We start from the raw sequence: 21,719 nt of genomic DNA, 5'->3' as shown, positions 1-21,719 counted from the left end.
TAGTTCTCGGCGATGCTCACCAGGTTCGCAAGATAATCGCTGTTGCTGCGGTACTGGACACGAAGCGTAAACACATGGGGTTTCCCGCTAAGTTGATTCATACTAATCGCCTCCTGCATGATGTTTTGCCATGACTTGCGTTAATCAGCCACCCCATACTGAGATGAGCAGCGTCGCTGCAACAACCGTGATCGCTCCTCCGATACGTGTGGAAATCTGAGCGAACGGCATCAGTTCCATACGCCCGGATGCTGACAGGATCGCCACATCGCCCGTTCCGCCGAGACCGCCGCGGCAGCCGGTTACTATCGCCGCTTCCACGGGGTACATATTGACCCATTTGCCGATAAAATAGCCGGTGAGAATCATCGCGGCGATAACGGTAGCGCAGACGATAATATAAGGAATCGAGATCAGGGCAGCCACATCCTCCAGCGGAATGTACAACATGCCAAGTCCCACCATGAGAGGCCAAGTTAATGTCCCGGAGACAAATTTGTAGAGCTGATAAGCGCCTTGCTCAATTTTAGCCGGCAGCAGCTTCAATACTTTCAGCAGCGCTGCTGCAAAGATCATCAGGATCGGACCCGGGATGCCGATGAATGGCGATAGCAAGTGTCCGGTAATAAATAATCCGCAGGCGAAGAGCAGTCCGGCGCCCATTAGCAGGAAGTCGGGTTTTTCACTATCATAGGTGCTTCCGCCCAGCTTCTGGCCGTCTTTCGATTTCACCAGAACGCCATTGCCGGTAATTGACGGATTTTTATCGGCCATTTTCTTGAGCAGCCCCGCTCCGATAATTGCGAACACATTGCCGATAACCGCCGCCGGAATCATTTGGGCCACATAGGAACCGGATTCGCCGCCGAGAATCTGCGAGAATGCGATGGACAGCGGGAGGATTCCTTCACCGACACCGCCGCCTATAATGGGCACGATAATGTAGAACAAGGTACGGTGCGCGCTGTAGCCGAGCAGCATGCCCACGCCCAGACCCGCGCCTACCGCAACAATGGTTCCGGCCATCATCGGTATAAAGATGCGAATGAAGCCGCTGATTAATGTAGTGCGGTTCATTCCGGTAATACTTCCAGCTACCAGAATTGAAATATACAGATAGAGAAAGTTCGACGTCTTCATCAGCGTGTTGACCGATTCGGTAACCGAAGGGTCGAGCACATTCCAGAACACCAGGAACGACGGAATCATTAGCGAAAGGATTGCAGGGCCTCCGATATTTTTCAGAACCGGAAGCTTGAAACCAAGATCACTGAGCAGTACGCCCAAGACGATAATTACCGCAAATCCGCCGATCATATCGTTTGGCAGTTCGCCGAGTACAGATGCCGCAAATATGATGAGTGCAAATACCACATACAGCGGAAGCGGAATGACACCCACCTTTAAATGCGTGACCCGCTGTGCAAAGCCTTTTTTTCCTTGCTTCAGTACATGCTGCTCATCCGGTACTGCAAGTGGCGGTTGAATTGCTTTTTGCATGTTATCCTTACCTCCTTAACTCTTTTACAAATTCATCATAGCTGCTTTGAAAGCGCTTTTGTTTTTGTGTAAATAATGAAGAGGTTTTGTAAATTATTAAAGTAAGCGCTATCAAAAAATACGGATGTGAATAAGGGGGTAAAGAAAAAGCCCCCGCTGCGATTTCGCAGCAGGAGCTTCCAATCCTGTTAAATGTATTGGGTTACCAGCGTTTTGCCATTGGGGGCGATCCTGTATTTCTGTACCGGCCTGCCCACACTTCCGTAGACCAGATCCATTTCCAGCACACCCATCTCCGTCAGCCCGACCAAATACTTACCGGCAGAAACTCTGGAAATTCCTGACATAACTGAAATGTCCTCCGCAGAAAAATACTCCAAATCGCAGGTCACTACCGCTCTCCAGATGGTCTGCAGTGTCTGACGCGTGAATCCCTTGGCCAGCTCCTGTGAAGCCGCCCGCTCCTGCTTGAATCTGGACAGCTTGTCCAGCTCAGACTGGTTCAGCCGTTCCTGTGTCCGGAACAACCGGTTCTGCTCCTTGTATCCGTTCAGCGCTGCACGGAATCTGGAAAATTCAAACGGCTTAATCAAATAGTCCACAGCTCCGTTTTGCAGAGCCTCCTGGATACTTCCCTTGTCGCTGGCCGCCGAAATAACGATGACATCAATCCTTAAGCCTCTCCGCCGAATCTCGGACAGCAGCTCCAGCCCGTTGCTCTCTTTCATGTAAATATCCAGCAGAATCAGGTCATAGGAATTCTCCCTCAGCATGTCCAGCACCTCCTCTGCAGAGCTGGCCCAGCCTTCGGCACAGAATCCTTCAACCTGCTGCAAGTAAAATTTATTCATCTCCGAAACCATCGGATCATCTTCAACAATAAGTACCTTTATCATAGTTAGTTATCATCACTCTTCGCAATATAGGGTAACTGCACAGTAAACTCGGTTCCTTCACCTTCCCGGCTTTCCCAATGAATCGTTCCGCCCAGCTTGGCCACGCTCCGGTGCACCAGATACAACCCGATGCCCCGGTCCTTGCCTTTGGTGGAATAGCCCTGTTCATACAGGTGATCTCCGTTTTCGACGGAAATACCTGTACCATTGTCGACAACCTTGAGTGTAAGCCGGCTGTCCTCATGCCGGAATCCAATCTCTATCAGCTTGTTGCCTGCACCTTGCACAGCCTCCAGGGCATTATCCAGCAGGTTGCCGGCTATAGTGACCAGTTCCCGGGATACTTCGTGATTGGCAGACTCGGGCAGCATACCGTCGTCCAGAATGACCAAACGCACATCCGCCTCCCTGATCCGGCTGAGCTTTCCCAGCAGAAATCCGACCATAACCGGGTCTTTGACCAGTCTGACCACGGAGTCCGCCTCTGTCTGGATACTAAGCACAATATCCGTCAGATATTCTTCCAGCCGGTCGTAGCTGCGCATATTGGTCAGCCCCATGATCACGTGCAGCTTGTTCATAAATTCATGAGTCTGGGCACGCAGCGCCTCCGCATACAGAGATATCCCCGAAAGCCTCTCCATCAGAAGACTGATTTCGGTCTTGTCCCGAAAAGTGGCGATGGCTCCTTCGATGATTCCGTTCACCCTTACCGGAACCACATTCACCAGCAGCGTAATGCCGCTCTGCTCCACTTCCTTATCCTGCAAAGGCTCGCCATTATTCAGCACTTTCTCCATCCGCAGGAGGGGCCAGAATTGATCCACCTGCCTGTTGACCGGGTCCTGGCTCATGCCGACGCTGCCCATCAGCCTTCGCGCCTCTGCATTAACCAAGGTGATGCGGGACTCTTTGTCTACTGCCAAAATCCCTTCCTTGGTGGATTGAAGCATGGCGCTCCGCTCCTCCAGCAATTTGGCGATTTCCCCTGGCTCCATACCAAACATCATCCGCTTTATTTTGCGTGCCAGCAGCACAGCCCCGGCGATGCCCATAAGTCCGCCAACCAGTATCCCCGAGTAGATGATCCACTGATTCTGTTTTACGGCTGAGTGGACGCTGCCAAGTGAAATCCCCACGGCCACTGCACCGATCAGCTTGTGATCTGGTCCGAGTATAGGTGAAAACGCTCTCACGGAATAGCCCAGTGAACCTTGGGCAATGGAGATTTTCTCCTTACCGTGCAATGCATCCGTCTCATCCCCTCCCATGAAATGCTTGCCGATCAAAGCAGCATCGGGATGGGAACGGCGAATCCCCTGCATGTCCATAACAACAACAAACTGGACGTTATTAATGGCGCTGATTTCGGTTGCGTAATCCTGAATGCTGCCGGAATCCGAATTTTCCAGTAGACCGTTAATAACAACCGGCGTGCGCGAAACGGTGCGGGCAATGGTTATAGCCTTGTTTTCCAGCGATTCCTGGGCTTGCCGGGAGAACTTCATGCCAAACATCACATACACAATCAGCAGGACGAGGGCGACGATCAGGCAGATCATCAGGGTGATTGTTGTCTGAAGGCGCAATCTCATTTTTCCAATTCTCACAGTGTTCCACCTTCAAGAAATTTTTCTAGATTATAACGCAAAAGTTCTGAAAGCGCGATACTCCCTCTTCTTAAATCTTTTAGAATCATCTTTACTGATGAATATTTTCAAAGAATATCCACACAAAGTGAGCTGGCTGCTTCACAGTGACCTGGGCAAGCATATATACATCAGGCCTATCACGCTGCGAAAAAGGGAAAAGGCATTACCATGAGCATGTCCCGTAAAGGAACGCCCGCTGATAATGCCCCTACCCTAATCGTTTCATTCCACACTAAAGTCTGAAACGTTCTACCTCGAAGATCACAGCAGTCGCCAATGGATTTCCGGCGACTGGCAGCTTAAACTTGCAAGGTGTTTTGACCTCTGTCTCACAAACGGGGTGCAGTCCCAAAAGCTTGGATCACTACGGTCATGTTATTTACTTGAAGGGCTTAATCTATGGATCTGTCTTTTCACTTTACTCACATATGCTCCGATAACAACATCTTGCGAAAGATCCAATAGCCTGCCATTTATCTTTACATTATCAAACCTCACGTTCTCTACCCTGCGGGTTTCATCATAGCCTGCTATGTGGGATGGATTAGTGCTGCTTCCGGAATAGCATATATTTCGGAATAGAATATTCCGGATGATCTTACCGGGAGCTGGATTGTATTTGAGGTTCTGAAGCACTCTCACGTTAAACAACTCTCCGAGTTCAAAAGGTTCAATGCGTATATCCTCGTAAGTAACATTCTGTACCGTGTTATTGTCACCCGCATTGATCGCCAGACACCCCCAATAGTCCGGCTGAGGCTCGTGATGCTCAAGGATATCAATATCGTGGAATAGAATATCTTCAATCACATCCCCATTGCCTTCATGGTTGCCGTGCGTCCCGATATTGGCCGGATGGGCTACATCCGCCCAAAGAATCGAACGGGTAACGGCAACTCTGCGGGTATCGCCCTGGTAATCGCCGCGCGAGGCATAGATGGCGATACAATCATCCGAGGTGCGGAGAAATACACTGTCGATCTTCACATCCGAGCAAGCCATCATATCTATGCCGTCAGACCAGCCGCGGGTACTGAAGGTTTTGATATTCCGGATGTCGATCCGCTCTGATTGTCCCAGCAGAACCGTATAATGGGGCGGATCAATAACCGTAACGCCTTCAATGGCGATGTTCCGGGAATAGCTGATTTCCACGCCGCGGTAATAGGTCGTCTTCTCGAAATCCGACATATACAGAATCCCCCTGCCGCGAATCTGCACATCATGGACATGACTGCAAATAAAACCGCCATAAACCACGGCCCCGCCCGCGATGTAAATCACTGTCTTGGAGGGTACTTCAAGCCGGGCTGGATCCAAGCGGTGAATGCCGGGTGCAAAATAAACCACCTTGTGTTTCTCCGCCGCAGCCAAACTGGCCAGGGACTCCTGTATTTCTTCAGTGACATGGGTTCCCGGTTCCAGAGTAAGCACTTCCGGACCGGCGATAGCCGGGATATTCTCATCCATTGGATTAGCGAAAATATGCAGGTTGTGGAACCGCTCCCCGTCCGCTTCCAAGGATAGCTGCCGCGGGCCATCCAGCCGGAGCAGCATCACATTCCCTTCCCATTCACAGTTTATATCCGCCGATAGAGGACGGACAACAGCTTCCTTAACGACTCCGCCATTCTTTACAATCTCCAGTTCCACCGGCCCGGAACAATCAAACGAGACCATGGAGGCATTGCGCACTTCATGCATATCGACCTTCACATTGTGGCAGAACAAGGGCTGCCATTCCCCCTGCGGCCTGCGGACCTTCACCGAGAAACCCGGGTTTCCAGCGGCACCTTCCGGCACCGGATATACTACCAGCTCTGTATTTGCTTCCTGCATAATGTTAGACTCCCTCCGGCATAGTGAGGAGACCGGCTTAGAAGCGGGCACGTTCTCCGTGTACCGCTTAAGCCGGTCTTCTGTTTCTCACACTAAGTTCATTTTACTTGCTGCGTTCCTCATAAATCTTTTGTGCTTCATCAAGTTCCGTCTGGCCGCCGGAATTGAGCCACTGGGACCGGAAATCATCAAAGTCTTTATCCGTATTGGATTCGCCGGAGATCGCCTTGATATAATACTGCGCCTGAAGTGTATTCAGGATGGCCTCGTACTGCGCTTTCGTTGTCATCACCGTTGACTGCATCAGATCGGTTAGGACCGTCAGTCCCTCCACATTTGTCAGTTTTTCCTTGTAAGCAAGCTTTTCCGGGGAATAGTGGTGCTTCATCATCGAATTGACCTTGCCGCCAAAAGGATTGTAGAAGCCGGTACCTAACTCACCCATTAATTCCGTTCCCGTTGCCGCTTCTGTAATTACCGCCAGATCACCTTCCAGATTATAAGAGTTTCCTTTTTCTCCAAAGGCTGTGGTCAGATAACCTTCATCATCGCTAGTGACATATTCAAGAATCTGCAAAATTCTGATCCGTTTGGCTTCATCCTTCTCAAGCTGTGCGCCGAATAACAGTGGCGGCTGCAATGCTCCGTTTGCCATGGCATATTTCTTGCCATCCGGACCGGTGAACGGGACCCCTGGAACCAGTTCAATGCCCTTATCCTTAGAGACCAGGCCAAAGTAACCGTCGTCATATAAATGATGCCACATTCCTGTCTCGATAAGGCCGGTGCGCAGGCTGATAAATTTGGTTTGAATTTCGCCGTTGCCGTCGGTAATAAACTCGGGATCGATAATCCCTGCTTTATACCATTTATTCAGCAGCTTCAACGCATTGCGCGCTTCCTCCGTAACCGCACCATAGGTCACTTTGCCATCGGCATCCAGCTTAAACTGGTAAGGAGCTACACCGTAAGCCGCGAACACTGTATTGAACAGCTGTGCCTGGGCATCCTTACCGCGTCCTGTTAGGCCATACGTGTCTTTTTTGCCGTTGCCGTCGGGATCATTATTCGTGAATTTGGTCAGAACATCTTCAAGCTCCGTAAGATCCTTGGGCGGCTCGCTGTATCCGACCGCCTTCAGCCATTGCCCGTTGAAGGCGGGAACAAAGCCCGTTGCACCTTCGCCCCATACCTTTGGCACACCCCAGTTTTTCCCGTTGTAACTGCCAGGGTCCCAGGCGTTGGGATCAACGCTCTCCACATCCGCCGTATATTTAGGCATGTATTGCTTAATCTCCTCTTTGGAAATGCTGGCAAGGATGCCCTGATCCGCCCATTGCACCATATCGCCGACAGTTCCGTCCACGGATATAATGTCGGGGATTTCACCGGAGGCCAGCATTACGTTAAATTGTTCTTTCCAGGTTGCCGTCTCAAAGGTAACATTTTTAAACTTGACATTAAATTTCTGCTCCAGAAACTTCTGGACATAATTGTTGTCCGCTTTCGGTTTGTTCCAGTTGTTGGCGAGCGTAATTTCAATCGGTGCTTCTTTGCCGGCATTTGCGGCTTCTCCGGCATTGTTTTCTTTAGCCGCCTTATTGTTCCCATTGCTGCTGCAACCGCTCACAATCAGCGATACTGACATGGCCAGCCCCAGCATACCGGTGACAAGCTTCTTTTTATTCATTTCTAATAGCCTCCCTTTTGATCGTTAGCAATTTTATAATTTCATCAAACTGCCGTGAAAGACAGCTTGAGCAAACACCGGTTAACCTTTAAGCGACCCCACCATGGTTCCTTTGACAAAATACTTTTGCAGGAACGGATAGACAATAATGATCGGCAGCGCCGTGAACATCAGGGTAGCCGCTTTAATCGGCTCTGCATAACCCAGTTCAGAGCCCTTAACATCGTTCGCAAACAGGGAGAGATTCTCTCCCGTGATAACCACCCGTCTCAGGAAGGTCTGCAGCACCTGCTTGGAGGGGTCCTGTATGTAGAGAACCGCGTCAAACCAGGCGTTCCAATGTCCCACCGCCGACCATAGCGACAATGTTGCAATGACGGGCAGCGATAACGGAAGTACAAGCTGAAACAGAATGCGCAGATCATTGGCTCCATCAATTTTAGCCGAATCCTCAAGCTCGTCGGGAATCTCCTGAAAGAAATTGCGCAGAATGAGCATGGAGAAGGTACTGATGAGACCGGGAATAATATAGACCAGACGCGAATCCAGCAGTCCCAGGGACTTGATCAGGAAATACGAAGGAATCATCCCTCCGCTGAAAAACATCGTGAACACAATAATCATTGTGTACACATTGCGGTGCGGCAAGTATTTACGGGAGAGCGGGTAAGCACCAAATGACATGAACAGGATGGAACAAATGGTGCCAACTACGGTACGAAAAAGTGTGTTTCCGAACCCCGTCCAGATATCCGGATTGCCCAGTACTTTCTCCCAGGCGAATAATGAGACCTTCTGCGGGTACAAATGGATTCCCAGTCTCAATGCTTCCGCCGGTGTGCTGAACGATATGGAGAGCATATGGACGAACGGATACAACATGACGATACATAAGATGATCATAAAAGTAATTAAACAGGCCTGAAAAAGGGTACTACCCCAACTATGTTTCACTGCTTTATCCTCCTATCCGGTTTTTCCGTTTAAAAGATGCCTTGCTGTCCCAGCTTTTTAGAAATAAAGTTCGTAGTCAGCACCAGAGCAAAAGCGATCACATTCTTGAACAAGCCGACCGCCGTCGTCAGGCTGAACTGGAAGTTCTGCAAGCCAACCCTGTAAACATAGGTGTCCAGAATATCTGCCACACTATAGGTCGCAGGTGAATAGAGGTTAAGAATCTGATCAAATCCGGCATCCAGCACACTGCCAATCCGCAGAATAAACATCAGGATAATGACCGGTAAAATCGTCGGAAGAGTAATGCTGAGGGTCTGCCTCCAGCGGCTGGCTCCGTCCATGACGGCAGCTTCGTACATTTCTGGCTGTATTCCGGCGAGCGCGGCCAAATAAATGATCGTCCCCCAGCCCACTTCTTTCCATATCCCCGAGGTTACCAGCGTGAAGCGGAAATAATTAGGATTGCCCAGGAAATAAACCGGCTCTAGTCCCACAAGCTGCAGCAGGTAATTCACCACACCGCTCGACGGGGACAGCAAGGTGATCAGAATTCCCGAGAGAATGACCCAGGAAAAAAAGTGCGGCAGATACGTCAGCGACTGCGCAACCCTTTTGAAGGTGCTTGAGCGGATCTCTTTGATCAGCAGCGCGAGTATAATCGGTGCGGGAAAGCCGAAGGCAATATGCAGAAAACTGATCGTAACCGTATTCTTCAAAATCCGCAGAAAATCAGGGGACTGAAAGAACAGGAACTCGAAATGCTTGAGGCCGGCCCACGGGCTGCCCCAGATGCCATCCATAATCCTAAAATCCTTAAAAGCCAGTTGAATACCGTACATCGGGGCGTAGGCAAACACTGCGTACCAAATCATCACTGGAGCGAGCAGCAGAAACAGGTATCTGCATTTTTTGTACTCTCTCCAGGTTGCTGCAATTCTCGACGGCCGGGCATGGTACAATTTCTTCCCTCCGTCAATTTCCGGACGATTCACCGGGTTCATGTTGACTGCTCCTTTCCAAAATACAAAATCCCTCAAACCACATTCCCATCTTAGGGTCCTGAAAGCGCTTTTTCCATTGCAACTTCATTCGAATCCTTATAAAATCTTTCATTTCTGCCCTTAAAGGCATAAAAAAAGGCCGTTGACTGGATAGCATAACCAAATGCTCCAACCAACAGCCCTATCATCATCCTGTTTTTCCTTATCGTTTTCTTGCTATTCGTTCTCTAAATACAAGCTATCGAGGGCCGCCAGCTGCGAGTTCCGGTATTGGACGGGCGTGACACCAAAACGCGTCTTAAATTTGCTGTGAAAATACTGGGGATTACGATATCCGACCTGCGAGGCGATCGCCGACACCGAAAGACGCGGCTGGCAACGCAGCAGATCCGCAGCTTTTTCCAGACGCAGCCGGGTTACATACTCTGTAAAAGACTCCTTTGTCCCCTCACTGAACAGTGTGGAAATATAAGCTGGAGCAAGCGATACTTCCTTTGAAAGGATCTGCAGGGATAAATCCTCGTGTAAATGGTCTTCAATGTAATTTTTCAGAGTACGGATCAGATCGGTGTGCGCATGGTTGCCCGAATATTTCAGATGCTCGGTAATCTGCATGGACAGCACCCGTATCCCTTCAACCGTACCGGTGAGCGTGTCTTTCTTTAATTCATCAAAGATATTCGAGTGCGGCAGAAAGTGCTGCAGCTTAAGCTCAATAACGGATTGATACAACTGCATAATCAGCTGAAGCAAGGCCAGCTCCACCGCCTCAATCTGCAGCTTGCTTTCCCGGAGAGTCTGCAGAAAATGATCAAGGAAGCTGTTCACGCTATCCTCGTCTCCCGCCTGCAGCGCATTTTTGAAATGATCGTAAGGAAACAGATAAGGCGCCGTATTCAGCTCAACGATACTGGAATAGGCAACAATGGAATCCTTCCCGTATAAAAAATGATATCGGTCCGCCTGTTTAGCCATCTGGTAGGAATCGGCGATTTCCTCCGGGTTGTTCACTATCGTACCGATGGCTGCCCCGAAGCTTGACGCTTGCTCTGAAGACTTAGTTTGCTGCAAATCGGCCAACATAACCCTTTCCGGTTCCGGCTCAGCCCGCGGAATATAATAAATAATAGCCGCTTCCTGCTCATTCAAGGCGACAACTACGCTAGGCAAGGAGTGATCCATCCGCTCATAATGGTCCTTAAACTCTTCACTGCCCCCTTCAAGGTTATTCAGATAAACTGTGCAATAGCTGTAATCCGGCCTGATGAATGACTCTACCTCCATTTCCAGGTTTACCCCGAGCAGCAGATTTTTCAAATCATTTTTTCTGGCCTGTGTTTCCAGATTCACTATTTTCTCTTCCAACAAATTAAAGGTGCTGCCAATAAACGCATATTCATTGCCCCATAACGTGACAGAACCCGGTGACTGCAACCCTTTAATCTGCATTACCAGTTTTTTCACCGGAATATACAATTGCTTGGAGAAAAAGAATGACATCAAAAGACCAAAGAGCACGACCGCCCCGCAGCTGATGAAAAGGCTTTCCTTTAACTGTTCGGAAGAAAGTACAAAAGAATTCATCGGGCGGTACATCGCATATGTCCAGTCATGCGCCGAATGGGCCGGCTCCAGATACGAAAGGACGGCTTTGCCTTCTGACTCCTCGGTGATCTGTTTGCCGTTCCGCCGGTTTTGAATCGTTTCCTTCAGCAATCCGCCTAAAGCTTCATCATACTCCCCCGTATGAAGAACGGCCTGCCCGGAAGGGCTAAAGATATACAGCCGGTCAGCCGCAGAGCTGAGCATTTGGGCTGCCGCCGTCTGAAGATACTCCATGCCTACATCGATAAAAAAGTATCCCATGGTCGGCACACCCGGTGTCTCATAAGGCAGTTTAATCACGTAGGTCATGACCTGAGTTCCATCCGCCAATGTCCGGAACAGCCATTCTTTAGGCTTCACCCTGTTCAGCTTTAAGATAAACGCCGCTTCCTCCGAATTCTCAGTCTTCATATAAAATTGACTGGAATCCACCACATAATTATTGGCCGGGAAATAAACGGTGACATTGCTGAGCCCTTCATTTTCGATCCTGTAAAAATCAAGATCCTGCCGGAAGGAAGCAATACGGCTCAAATTCCCCTCCCAGCTCTTGTTGAGTAGCAGATTCAAATTAAAATTTTCCTGGATAAACCGGATGGAGAGCGCTTTGTTTTGCAGATTATCTTCGTATTTCTTAAGTACTGTCTGTTCGATATAATCCTTGGCGGAATTCAGCCGGTTCTGATTGTCTTTAACAATCTCATCCTCCATGATTCCATTGGTTTGGGTATACCAATACCCTCCCATGATGCCGATCAGAACAACAGACAGGATCGTATAAGACATGATAAACCGTATGAAAATGGTTTTTTTATATTCGGGCATATACATCATCCCCCCTCTTTGTCTCACTCATCGCTTTACATTTTCCATTATAAATGCGATTCCGGTGCTGTATAGCTTTTAGAGATACAAAGGCGGACATTCAGGTATCCCTTAGTCCGCCTCTTGTTTATTTCTCCACCTTTATGATCATGACAATGCTTTGGGTGAGACCTGAACGGTTCTCCAGCCCGGCCACATATTCATACACACCCGGAGCTTTTCCGGAGATCAGGGTACTCACTGACTGGGCGTCTGGGGTATGGGCGCTGAGAGTCTGAGTATCAATCAAACGCTCATTTTCATACAAACGATAGATTGTGGCATTGGTTCCCCACCACATATTCATGGTGATCTGGTATTCTCCATTCCCATCCCAGTTGTCATTGGACAATACAGGAGTACCCGGTGCAGCTTCGGTTACCTTCACGGACAGCGGCGCGCTCACTGTTGTACCGGAGGCATTGGTAAGCTCATACACATACACATATGTTCCGTTACTTTTACCTGTAATCTCCGTTACCGTCTGCTGGGGAGACGGAAGTTATCCGATAACTCGCCGGATTGGATCACTCTGCCATTTTCGAGCAGTTTGTAGGAAGTGCCGTTGTTGCCCCACCATAAATTCATCGTAAGGACATAATCCCCATCCAGAAGTCCTGTATCATATCCGTTATTACTGGACAGAACGGGCAGGCCCGGCGCATCCTTTGCATTTGCCCTGTCAGTAACAGTAATAAAGACGGGAAGTTTCGCTGAATTTCCCGCTTCGTCCACGGCTGTGACGAATATTTCGTACACCCCGGCTGTATCAGGCCTCCAGCTCAGTTCTCCCTTCACCTCGTCCCAAACCGCATGGTTGGGCAAATTCAAAACCGCATACCGGACAACTTCCCCTTCCGGATCTGCCGCATAGACACTGAAGCTGACCGTTCCGCCCAAATTCACTTGGATCGGGCTTACCGGCTGGAAGACAGGCGGCAGATTCAGCGGAATTTCCTCCACGGTAATTTGGAGGATTGCCAGGGTTTCTGCGCCTCTCTCGTCTATCGCTTTGAGAGTCAGCGCATAAGTCCCCGCCGTCTCCGGTGTCCAAGTAAAGAGGCCGGTAGCCGCATCAAGTACGGCGCCAGGCGGCAGATTCACTCCCGCATAGGTCAGCGGGCCGCCTTCCGGATCTGTGGCATACACTGAGGCAGTCACGGTCTGCCCCAGCTTAATGGATACCGGAGACATTTCACCGAATACCGGCTTTTCGTTGGCCGGTTCATACGAACCGTACAGCTTAACCTCAGCAAGATTGCCATACCAGTTAGCATTGGACGGATTGCTGATTTTCAGATAGCGGTATGGGTTCTGATCGGTTACCTTAAAGCTCTGCCAATCCTTGACCCCTGCTGCAGCGCCGGTCAGATTCGTCCAGGTCACATTGTCGTTCGACCCTTGAACAATCACGCCCTTGGCCCGGCCCAGCTGGTCCTGCCGTGCCAGAAGCTTGATTGTGTTCAGCTCGACGCCATTGCCCTCTTTAAAATCAAATACGATCCAGCCCGCACCCCTGCCATCCAATCCCCGGAAATCGGAGGTATTGGAAGGATTGTTGTCAAACAGCGCCTTAACCTGCGCCACTGTTCCCTCCTGGGTCCGGTTAGGCGAGGAGTCAATAAACACCGCTTTGCTTGTAATGTCACGGATCAGTCCTGTTTCTTCCACCAGCGTAACAGCAGAAGCATCCGTGGTATGACTGACCGGCTTCCCGTTCTTATAAGCAATATTGAAGCTGACGGCTCCCGGTGTGTATAATTCACCGACAGCATAACTTGCTGTCCAGTTCAGACCATCGGCGGACACCGCTTCAACCGCGGTTCCATGAATGCTCACCGCGACTTCTTCAATCACCTCTGCCGCAGTCAAGGACAACGTGACCCGATCGCCAAGACTCGCAAGTGCAGGGTCAGAATGATTGGAAGCGATGGAAACCTGCTTGATGGCGTCTTGCACTGTCACTTCGTGATAGGCTCCGTAAAAGCGGATTTCTCCAATATTCCCATACCAGTTCCCGTTAGACGGATTGCTGATCCGCAGATAACGGTAGGGATTCATATCGGTGACTGCAAAGCTTTGCCAAGCCTCCGTATTAGCCGCTGCAGGAGTAAGCTGTTTCCAGGTCACGTTATCCGTTGAGCCTTCGATTCTCGCACCGCTGATCCGTCCGGCAAAGCCGGTCCGGGCTGCCATCTCCACCTTACTCAACTGCACACCGTAGCCTTCCTTGAAATCAAAGACCATCCAGCCGGCCCCGGTTCCATTCAGCCGCATGTCAGGCGAGGTATTCACATCACCATCTTCGGCGATCTGGTAAGTCGATTTGCCCTCCTTGCCGTCCGAAGTGAAGATGGCTGAGAAATCCGCCATATTCAGCGTTCCATCCACACGCTGAATAGCGTCGAGTGACCAGAGCAGGTCTGTCTTCTCCTTCAGCACAGCCAGCGCCTCATAGAAAGGTAGGTCCGGGCTGCCCTTCAGCTTCTCAACCAGCGCCAGTGCAGCCTGATACGGCTGCAGAGTGCGCTTCGCATAACTCACATGGGGGTCATAAGCTTCGGTCACTTTAGCAATTAATGCATCCACATGTTCAAAAACCACCAGTTTCCGCTTGGCTATGGCCGTTGCCTGCCCGTCATCTGCCGTAATATAAATCGAAAACTCCTTGCCGGCATCGGCCGCTGACGGTGTCCAGCTCAGCAAACCTTGAAGGGAATCAAATTGCGCATCCTCCGGAAGCCGCTGCGCAGCCAGTTCGGCTATGTCATTGTCTTTATCCGCCGCAGTGTACGAACTGCGGTATTCCTTGCCTGTGAGCAGGTAGTCTGATGCCACCCCTTCACTGTCCGCTCCCAGCGTGAAATTCCCGTTCGCAAAGCCGGGTTCTGCAATAACAGGAGTATGGTTATCCGGATTAAATTTCATATAATCCAAATCTACGCCCGCCCCTTTAACGGTCAGGTAGATCACCTGTGTACCGGTAACCGGGTACGGGGTTTTGCCCATATCAAAGGAAACCGTTGTCCATTTCCCATGCGTATCGGGAACAAGGAGCTTGGCGTATGGCGTAAATTCTCTTCCATCCTTATTCCCGGCTTCATTCGCAATCTCTATGGCGGCAATATCATCGCTCCTGAGCCGGATACTGAAGGTATGGACCCCCTCGCCAAAGTGATTGTCAAAGTAAACCAGCGTCACCGGTTCGGCTGCCGCCTCTGCATGGACATAGGAAACTCCAGCCTCCTGTTTGAACTCTGCCTTGCCTTCACGCAAGGTCGTATAGCTTTCCGATTCGATTTCCGGGAAGACCGCCGCATCTTTCAGCTTTACATTCTTGAAGGAGTCCAGTTTTAAAGAGCCTTCGCCTTTATAAACCAGGAAAATATTATTTTTCCCGCGCAGCTTCATGTTATTTTGCAATTTTGCTGACTGGATCTGCACTTTTGTGGAGGCATCATTTGTATCCGGAAGATCATAGGAAGCGGCCAATGGCCCGTCGATAGAATCTTGTCTGACTTCCAGCACTCCCGGGCCTGATGTGGAGAGTGTCGCTTCCAAATCCGCCGTCCCGTAATCAAGATCCATGATTCTATACGAAATCGCGGAGTTATCAGGCATTGTTACATCCTTGCTGCCTTTAACTGCCCCTTGGGTAAATTCATCCGCATTCTCGGCTTCAGTCGTTTCATGGGCGTAAGAACGGGCAAAACTCATCCAGTCCATATTAGCCTGCAGGCCATACACATTGTCCGAACCCAGCAACAGCAAAGCGAAGGAATGTTTGCCGCTGAGCGGCTTAAGCAGCTTTTCCGATTTGGACGCCAGCGATGTCCACCAGCCGGTTCCGCCGGAATAAAAGTCGGCGACGATTTCCCCCTTGGCCAGATCAGCGCTTGTTACGTTCGATAAGTCAATTCCGGGCACCTGATCCAGCAGGATCATCTGAACATGGGCGCCTGCCGAGGAATTCGATCCCGAATTTAATAAAATCCGGTCGACTTGTTCTTCGCCAAAATCAAAATCCTTGTACCAATAGTATTCGTTTTTCTTAAATCCGCTCGTAATTTGACGCAGGCCATATTCATCCTGGTAATCCTCAAGGATTCCCTGTCCGTATTTCCCGGTGAAATCCGCAACCTGATAACGGTCAAACCCGGCAACGTTCTCCTTATAGCCGGTCTTTTCTATCGGCTTAGGCGGCCCTTGAGCTTCCCCAGTCCGTGCTTCAACCGGAGCCAGCAGCAAATCCGAATTCGCAAGATTATCCTGTCCCGAAATCTCAAGACCGTATTTCTCTTTCGCTTGCCGGATAAATTTGAAATCCGGATCATCATCATTGATCCCAAGCTTGTATTTATAGTGATAGTAGACCACACTCTCCAGGCCTAAGCGGTAACGGCCGTTGGTCGCAACCACATTGTAAATATCACCGTTTGCGTTCTCCTTGTCTTCCCAGTTGGTCCAGCCGGAAAATACCGGTGTCCACGAAATGTAATTCCCCAGATTATATTTGGCGTATTGGTTCGCCGCCTTCATGATCCGGTTATCCATGAACTCGAATAAAGAGGTGCCGTCAGCGGCAATTTCCCCTTGTTCATTCACCCGTGTGCCTTGTGCAAAGGCAATCTGTGCCGCATTGGAGAGGGCGGCAATATCTCCTTCGGCATGAGGCTGGTCACGGCCCATCTCCACCAGCTGCACATGCGGTTCGACGGCTTCACCTGTTACAGCATTATAAGTCACCATGCGCATCTGATTCTTAATGCTGTAATCCCGGGCAGTATTGATACAGGCAGAATTTACGGTCGCCCGATTAACCGCTTTGGCATAATCCTCTATATCATCACGGAATACAGCACTGGACATAAAGCCCATGAGCGCCACTCCGCCCTGATTCATAAACTGCTCGTCACGGTTATACATCGGCCACAAATTCTCAAGATATCGTGTAAATCCTGCTGTATCTGCCTCTGTCCAGCCCGAGCCGGGGGTGTATCTCAGAATCTCGGCGGCAAAGCTGAATTTATTCGTAGACATCCCTGCCGACAGCACATCGGCGCTCCAATCATAACCTTCGGCATCGGTAACTTTTCTCAGCGAGGTATACCAGGCACGCAGAATCTTCAGCGCATTGTCCTTATAGGCGGAGTCTCCGGTGATATACCACATCACCGTTTGCGCGTAAGCGGCATCGGCATCATAACGGACAGGCTTCGATCCGGTGCCGGGCGGCAGGAAATCAATATATGGATTGCCCTTTCCGTCGTCATTTTGCAGCTTGTAGTCCTTCTGGGCGCGTGAATCTCTTCTGAATTGTTCAAACGCACTTGCCCAGGGCTCATAACCTTCACGGACCATCTGCTGCATCAGATTCAGGTTTTCTGCCGTCACATAAATGCCCGGATGAGTGAATCCCTGCTCGTTGACCACCGGGACCGCATGAGGCTGGAAATCCGTAATAACCGTTTCACCTGCACTCTCTACATCATATTGTTCGGCAGATGCCGTATACCCGGGAAATGAAGGCACAATCAGAAATAAGATTAAGAGCATCATCCACACCGGACTTGCTTTTCCCTGCATAAATCTTTTTCTCATCTCAGGTCTCCTTTTACACAAAGTGTCAGGCACTGCTCAGGACAAAATGATAGCGCTAACAATAATCTGCAGGTATTGAACTGTTCTTACGGCTTAACCTATCAAAATCATCCTCCGAACACCAGTGTAAAATCATTAAATTCATTCCGTTTTCTTTAAAACACCAAGTAGAAATGGCTTCGCCGTCCTCAAAAGGACGGTATCCGTTTCAGCGAGAAATAGAAGGATAATTTATAGCGTGAAGCATATAAATTTTTATATTTTAAAAAAAGTCCCGCAGCTACGCTTGAACTGTGACCCGTAAGATGGAAACTTTGAAAAAAGTGACCCTCTTATGGGTCATTTGTGTTTTAATCGAAATAGCGAAATAGCGAAATAGCGGAGGAAGCCTTCATGAATAATAAAACAAGAGGAAGCTCAAAAATATTCAACGAAAAAGAGATTAAACTACTAGAGAACAATCCAAATGTAGAGAACGTGACGGAAAAGAGTATCACCTATTCGTCAACGTTTAAGTTGGCTGCGGTTAAGGCCTATAAGGAGGGTCAAACTCCAATGGAAATCTTCCTTAGTGCGGGATTTGACGTAGATATTATCGGTCGCAAGAAGCCTAAGCATTGCCTAACCCGTTGGCGTAATACGTACAATGCTCTGGGAGATGCTGGATTACTAGAGGAACAACGAGGAAAGGGATCCCCGGGCAGACGACCAGCTGGAGAACTTTCTATCGAGGAAAAGTTCAAACGTGCAGAGGCACGAATCAAGCTTTTGGAGATGGAGAACGATTTTTTAAAAAAGCTAGAGGCGCTCGAAAAGCAGAAGATGCAGAGGGAACATTGACACCCTCCGAGCGCTTTGAAATTATTAACCAAACGATACGTAAGCACGGTTTGCAGCGAGTGACGCGTTATTTGTGCAGGCTAGCCAGTGTGAGCTTAAGCGGATATTACCGTTGGCAAGCTGTTGAGGAAGCCAGACAGTTGCGAGAGGAAGCGGACGAGCGTGACGCTTTCCTCATCAAGAAACACTATGATGCTTTAAATGGTAGAGCAGGAGCATTGGTCGTGAAGATGAGGCTGGAACGGGAGAACGGTATCATCATGAATCATAAGAAAATTCGAAGATTAATGCGAAAATATAAGCTCATTGCTACGATCCGGCAAGCCAATCCCTATCGGAAGATGGCAAAAGCCACACAAGAGCACCAAACGTGTCCCAACTTACTCAAGCGTCAGTTTGACCAAAGAGAGCCCGAGAAAGTGCTACTGACGGATATTACCTATATGCATTATGGCGATGGACAATGTGCTTATTTATCCGTGGTGAAAGACGGGGCTACGAGACAGATTCTAGCTCACTACCTCTCTTCGTCATTGGCCATGCCAATTGTAGAACGAACACTGGAGAAACTACTTGAACGACTGGATGGCAATATTCATCCAGAAGCTCTGTTACACTCGGATCAAGGAATGCACTATACTCATCCTAGATTCCGCCTTCTCGTACACAAAGCTGGGTTTACACAGTCCATGTCACGGAAAGGAAACTGCTGGGATAACGCCGCCATCGAGAGCTTCTTTGGCCATATGAAGGATGATTTGGAGTACAAGTCATGTATGACTCTCGTGGAATTACGAACAAGGGTGGATGACTATATCGCCTACTATAACTCCGAGCGATATCAATGGGCATTAAAAAAAATGACTCCCGATGAATTCAGGAGTCACCTATTAACCGCTTCTTAAAGGTCTTCTTTTTTAAACTTTCCACAAATACGGTCACAGTTCAGCTAATAGCCCGGGACCTTCTTTAATTTTGTCTCTCGTTGATCTAAACCAGATTCCAGAACATTGCCGTATTCGCTGCTGTAATCATGGTGAACAGAATCGTGTTCAAGAAGGAGGCCAGCCACACATTGTTAGTTTTCTCAAAAATCTTCCGGGCATATACAGCAGCTATTACGAGAAGCGGCACCATAGCGAACAACAGAATACCGTTTAAGGATTGCCCTGGATACAGCGCAACACCCGTAATGAAATCTTTGCCATATTGAGCGGCCATCCAAAGAATAAGTCCGCCCACATTCAGAATAATGGATAGCAGATACCCCCTTTTTTGCCCTCTTGTATTGGCATTTAGTGCAACAACACTGACAAAGTAGTAAATAAAGAAAAATGGCATATACCGAAGCCCCGTGATCAAATGCTCGATTTCAAAGGTACGTACAGCAAAGGTCCAAAAACGGAAATCTGTGCCAGCTACTGCCTGCACGGCGAACAGCAGCAGGTAACCGACAAACACAGCAGCAATGGCAGTGCACAAGCTGGCGATGATGGTAATAGAGTTCAGATGGATACCATAGCTGCTGAATTTCGTACCCGCCTGCTTTTTCGAGAAATAGTAGAACGCACAGGTTATAAAAGCAATGATGAGACCGGAGACAAGCGCCCAATATCCAATCTGGTTTGTTGTAGGTTCGTTAAAGTAAGAACTGGTCGGGAGAATACGACCCGATTTCTCAAAGACGATCCACATAACAAGCGAAATTACCGCCAGCAACGCACTTCCTATGCCTATGTTTTTCATTTTGGCGCGGGCATCCGGGTTCGCCTTTTGGCTATTGGCCAGAATAAAGCCTGCGGCGGCTGCGATCAAACAAATGACCAGCAGGATCACGGAAATTACACTCAGAACATTCAGTCCATCCGCTTGCTTATCCATTAATGTAGGGAACAATAGGGCCGGAAACAACGTCGAGAACACAATGGCTGCCCAATAGGCGATTCTCTGCATCCCGGTTGAAGGCGCGCCTACGGTGGTTGTGGAAGCCGTGACCGAACGCTTCAGGAATGGAACCTTCAACAGTAAGCTGATCAAGGGAACCAGAAGTAGAAAGAAGCCCACTAATGCTATCCCATTGCCCGCTTCTTTCACCCACCAGATTTGATTGCCTGAACCAAGGCCGGCGTTTGTCTGGTTGGGTGAGGTCACACCTTTAAAGGCATGAGCATAAAAATCAATAAAGTTGGCGGTTGCAGTTTTGGAAAAATGGTTCCACGGGTGAGTCTGGCTAGGTGTAAATAAGATATGCTCACCGCTCTGCGCTGGACGAACGACCTTATCTTCAAGCTTCAATTCTCCAGATTCTACAGTGTAGAACTTTCCCGTCTCTACAGCCGGATTGTCCGCGGCAAGTCCAAGGAACCCTTTGCCCGAGATCGTTGCCGCAAAATCCTTTTCAGTAACGGTCCCCTGTACTTTCTTCTCTGTCGCACTCTTTTCATCATCAGATTTATTGAAGAAGAACTCATCATATTTTCCCGCAATCATGCCTACCGTCCGGCTGCCAAAAGCAGCTTGAATCTGATCCTGAGGAGCAACCGCGGAGGCGTAAGAGAAATCGGCACCTGCAGAAATTCCGGCATAAATCATGCGCTGTCCGGTCTGTAGCGCGGTCAGTTCATCCATGTACATAGCTACTAATGAGGAGAATCCGCCCATCGAATGGCCGCTGACCGCGACATATGCGTTACCCTTATCATCTTTTTTGGTATAATCCTGTTCAAAAATGTACTTGGACGCGTCAAATTGGGAATAAACCCAGAAGGTGCCGAATAAGTCCTTCACGGGGATGTCACTTTCCCAGCGCGAATCACCATGATCATACATATCAAGCGCCAGGACAATATAACCCCGTCTGGACATTTCGATCGCCGGAGCATCCTGCATTTCTTTGGTGTTCAGATAGCCATGTGTCGTTATGATTACCGGTCTGGGATCCTCTGCACCGGCCCCATCGGGTGTATAGAGCAGCCCGGAAAGTGTGCCATGATCCGCCTTGAATTTAATTTCTTTCACGTTCACCGAGTAAAATGAAGTGTTAAACATATTGGCGATCAGACTGCCAAGAATGATCAGACTCAAGGCTAAGGCCAGCAAGCCCTGTGGTTTTTTTAATTGCGAAACCATTTTACTCATTATAGATAGCTCCTTTGTCTTGAACTTATGGGGTTATATCATCAGAATCCTTCGAATGTAAGCGTTATCAATATTCACAATAGGTATAGCAGCGCTAAGAGATCTAACGCTGATACCTTTTGAGCATGTAATCTTT

General features: G+C 49.1%; 12 protein-coding genes. 1 reads left to right on the top strand and 11 read right to left on the bottom strand.

What is annotated here, in order from left to right; genetic code table 11:
- Positions 1 to 144 precede the first annotated feature (144 nt).
- The 10 genes from NYE29_RS19295 to NYE29_RS19250 form a co-directional block, all read right to left on the bottom strand.
- Positions 145 to 1,500, bottom strand: a complete 1,356-nt coding sequence (locus NYE29_RS19295; RefSeq protein WP_083675915.1) for a 2-hydroxycarboxylate transporter family protein — start codon at positions 1,498 to 1,500, stop codon at positions 145 to 147.
- A 188-nt stretch (positions 1,501 to 1,688) separates the two neighbouring features.
- Complete coding sequence (locus NYE29_RS19290; protein WP_340897087.1) at positions 1,689 to 2,396, bottom strand: response regulator; 708 nt, start codon at positions 2,394 to 2,396, stop codon at positions 1,689 to 1,691.
- A 2-nt stretch (positions 2,397 to 2,398) separates the two neighbouring features.
- On the bottom strand, positions 2,399 to 4,006 hold the full coding sequence (gene dcuS / locus NYE29_RS19285) for a DcuS/MalK family sensor histidine kinase (RefSeq protein ID WP_340897086.1): 1,608 nt from the start codon (positions 4,004 to 4,006) through the stop codon (positions 2,399 to 2,401).
- A gap of 417 nt (positions 4,007 to 4,423) precedes the next feature.
- The gene (locus NYE29_RS19280) at positions 4,424 to 5,887 is read right to left on the bottom strand and encodes a glycosyl hydrolase family 28 protein (protein WP_340897085.1); all 1,464 of its coding nucleotides are present in this window, start codon (positions 5,885 to 5,887) and stop codon (positions 4,424 to 4,426) included.
- A gap of 103 nt (positions 5,888 to 5,990) precedes the next feature.
- Positions 5,991 to 7,577: an extracellular solute-binding protein gene (locus NYE29_RS19275; protein WP_340897084.1), complete on the bottom strand. Its 1,587-nt coding sequence runs from the start codon at positions 7,575 to 7,577 to the stop codon at positions 5,991 to 5,993.
- 81 nt (positions 7,578 to 7,658) lie between these two features.
- The gene (locus NYE29_RS19270; protein ID WP_256718262.1) at positions 7,659 to 8,531 is read right to left on the bottom strand and encodes a carbohydrate ABC transporter permease; all 873 of its coding nucleotides are present in this window, start codon (positions 8,529 to 8,531) and stop codon (positions 7,659 to 7,661) included.
- 29 nt (positions 8,532 to 8,560) lie between these two features.
- A complete protein-coding gene (locus NYE29_RS19265) occupies positions 8,561 to 9,535 on the bottom strand; it encodes an ABC transporter permease (RefSeq protein WP_340897083.1) in 975 nt (324 codons plus the stop codon).
- Between the two features lie 216 nt (positions 9,536 to 9,751).
- On the bottom strand, positions 9,752 to 11,965 hold the full coding sequence (locus NYE29_RS19260) for an AraC family transcriptional regulator (protein ID WP_340897082.1): 2,214 nt from the start codon (positions 11,963 to 11,965) through the stop codon (positions 9,752 to 9,754).
- A 127-nt stretch (positions 11,966 to 12,092) separates the two neighbouring features.
- Positions 12,093 to 12,449 carry a hypothetical protein gene (locus tag NYE29_RS19255; RefSeq protein WP_340897081.1) on the bottom strand — a complete coding sequence of 119 codons (357 nt, stop codon included), beginning with the start codon at positions 12,447 to 12,449 and terminating at the stop codon, positions 12,093 to 12,095.
- A 32-nt stretch (positions 12,450 to 12,481) separates the two neighbouring features.
- Positions 12,482 to 17,605, bottom strand: a complete 5,124-nt coding sequence (locus NYE29_RS19250) for a putative Ig domain-containing protein (protein ID WP_340897080.1) — start codon at positions 17,603 to 17,605, stop codon at positions 12,482 to 12,484.
- Between the two features lie 393 nt (positions 17,606 to 17,998).
- Here NYE29_RS19250 and NYE29_RS19245 point away from each other — a divergent pair.
- Positions 17,999 to 19,350 (top strand): IS3 family transposase gene (locus tag NYE29_RS19245; RefSeq protein ID WP_144024538.1). Its coding sequence is split into 2 segments (ribosomal slippage): positions 17,999 to 18,386 and positions 18,386 to 19,350, totalling 1,353 coding nucleotides; the frame shifts between segments, so codons are not numbered across the junction.
- Positions 19,351 to 19,435: 85 nt separating this feature from the next.
- On the opposite strand, the gene NYE29_RS19240 is transcribed toward NYE29_RS19245, so the two are convergent.
- Positions 19,436 to 21,583 (bottom strand): alpha/beta hydrolase family protein, encoded by a 2,148-nt coding sequence (locus NYE29_RS19240; RefSeq protein WP_076114406.1) that lies wholly within the window; start codon positions 21,581 to 21,583, stop codon positions 19,436 to 19,438.
- Between the last annotated feature and the right edge of the window lie 136 nt (positions 21,584 to 21,719).

The sequence above is a fragment of the Paenibacillus sp. FSL M7-1046 genome, from assembly GCF_038007405.1.
GTDB lineage: Bacteria > Bacillota > Bacilli > Paenibacillales > Paenibacillaceae > Paenibacillus_AQ.
Note: the sequence above shows the minus strand (reverse complement) of the source record. Positions and strands in the feature narration are given on the sequence as shown.

Bases quoted from the DNA above. Each gene is read 5' to 3' on its own strand.
- NYE29_RS19295 (WP_083675915.1), bottom strand. From the start codon at position 1,500: ATGCAAAAAGCAATTCAACCGCCACTTGCAGTACCGGATGAGCAGCAT.
- NYE29_RS19290 (WP_340897087.1), bottom strand. From the start codon at position 2,396: ATGATAAAGGTACTTATTGTTGAAGATGATCCGATGGTTTCGGAGATG.
- NYE29_RS19280 (WP_340897085.1), bottom strand. From the start codon at position 5,887: ATGCAGGAAGCAAATACAGAGCTGGTAGTATATCCGGTGCCGGAAGGT.
- NYE29_RS19275 (WP_340897084.1), bottom strand. From the start codon at position 7,577: ATGAATAAAAAGAAGCTTGTCACCGGTATGCTGGGGCTGGCCATGTCA.
- NYE29_RS19265 (WP_340897083.1), bottom strand. From the start codon at position 9,535: ATGAACCCGGTGAATCGTCCGGAAATTGACGGAGGGAAGAAATTGTAC.
- NYE29_RS19260 (WP_340897082.1), bottom strand. From the start codon at position 11,965: ATGCCCGAATATAAAAAAACCATTTTCATACGGTTTATCATGTCTTAT.
- NYE29_RS19250 (WP_340897080.1), bottom strand. From the start codon at position 17,605: ATGAGAAAAAGATTTATGCAGGGAAAAGCAAGTCCGGTGTGGATGATG.
- NYE29_RS19240 (WP_076114406.1), bottom strand. From the start codon at position 21,583: ATGAGTAAAATGGTTTCGCAATTAAAAAAACCACAGGGCTTGCTGGCC.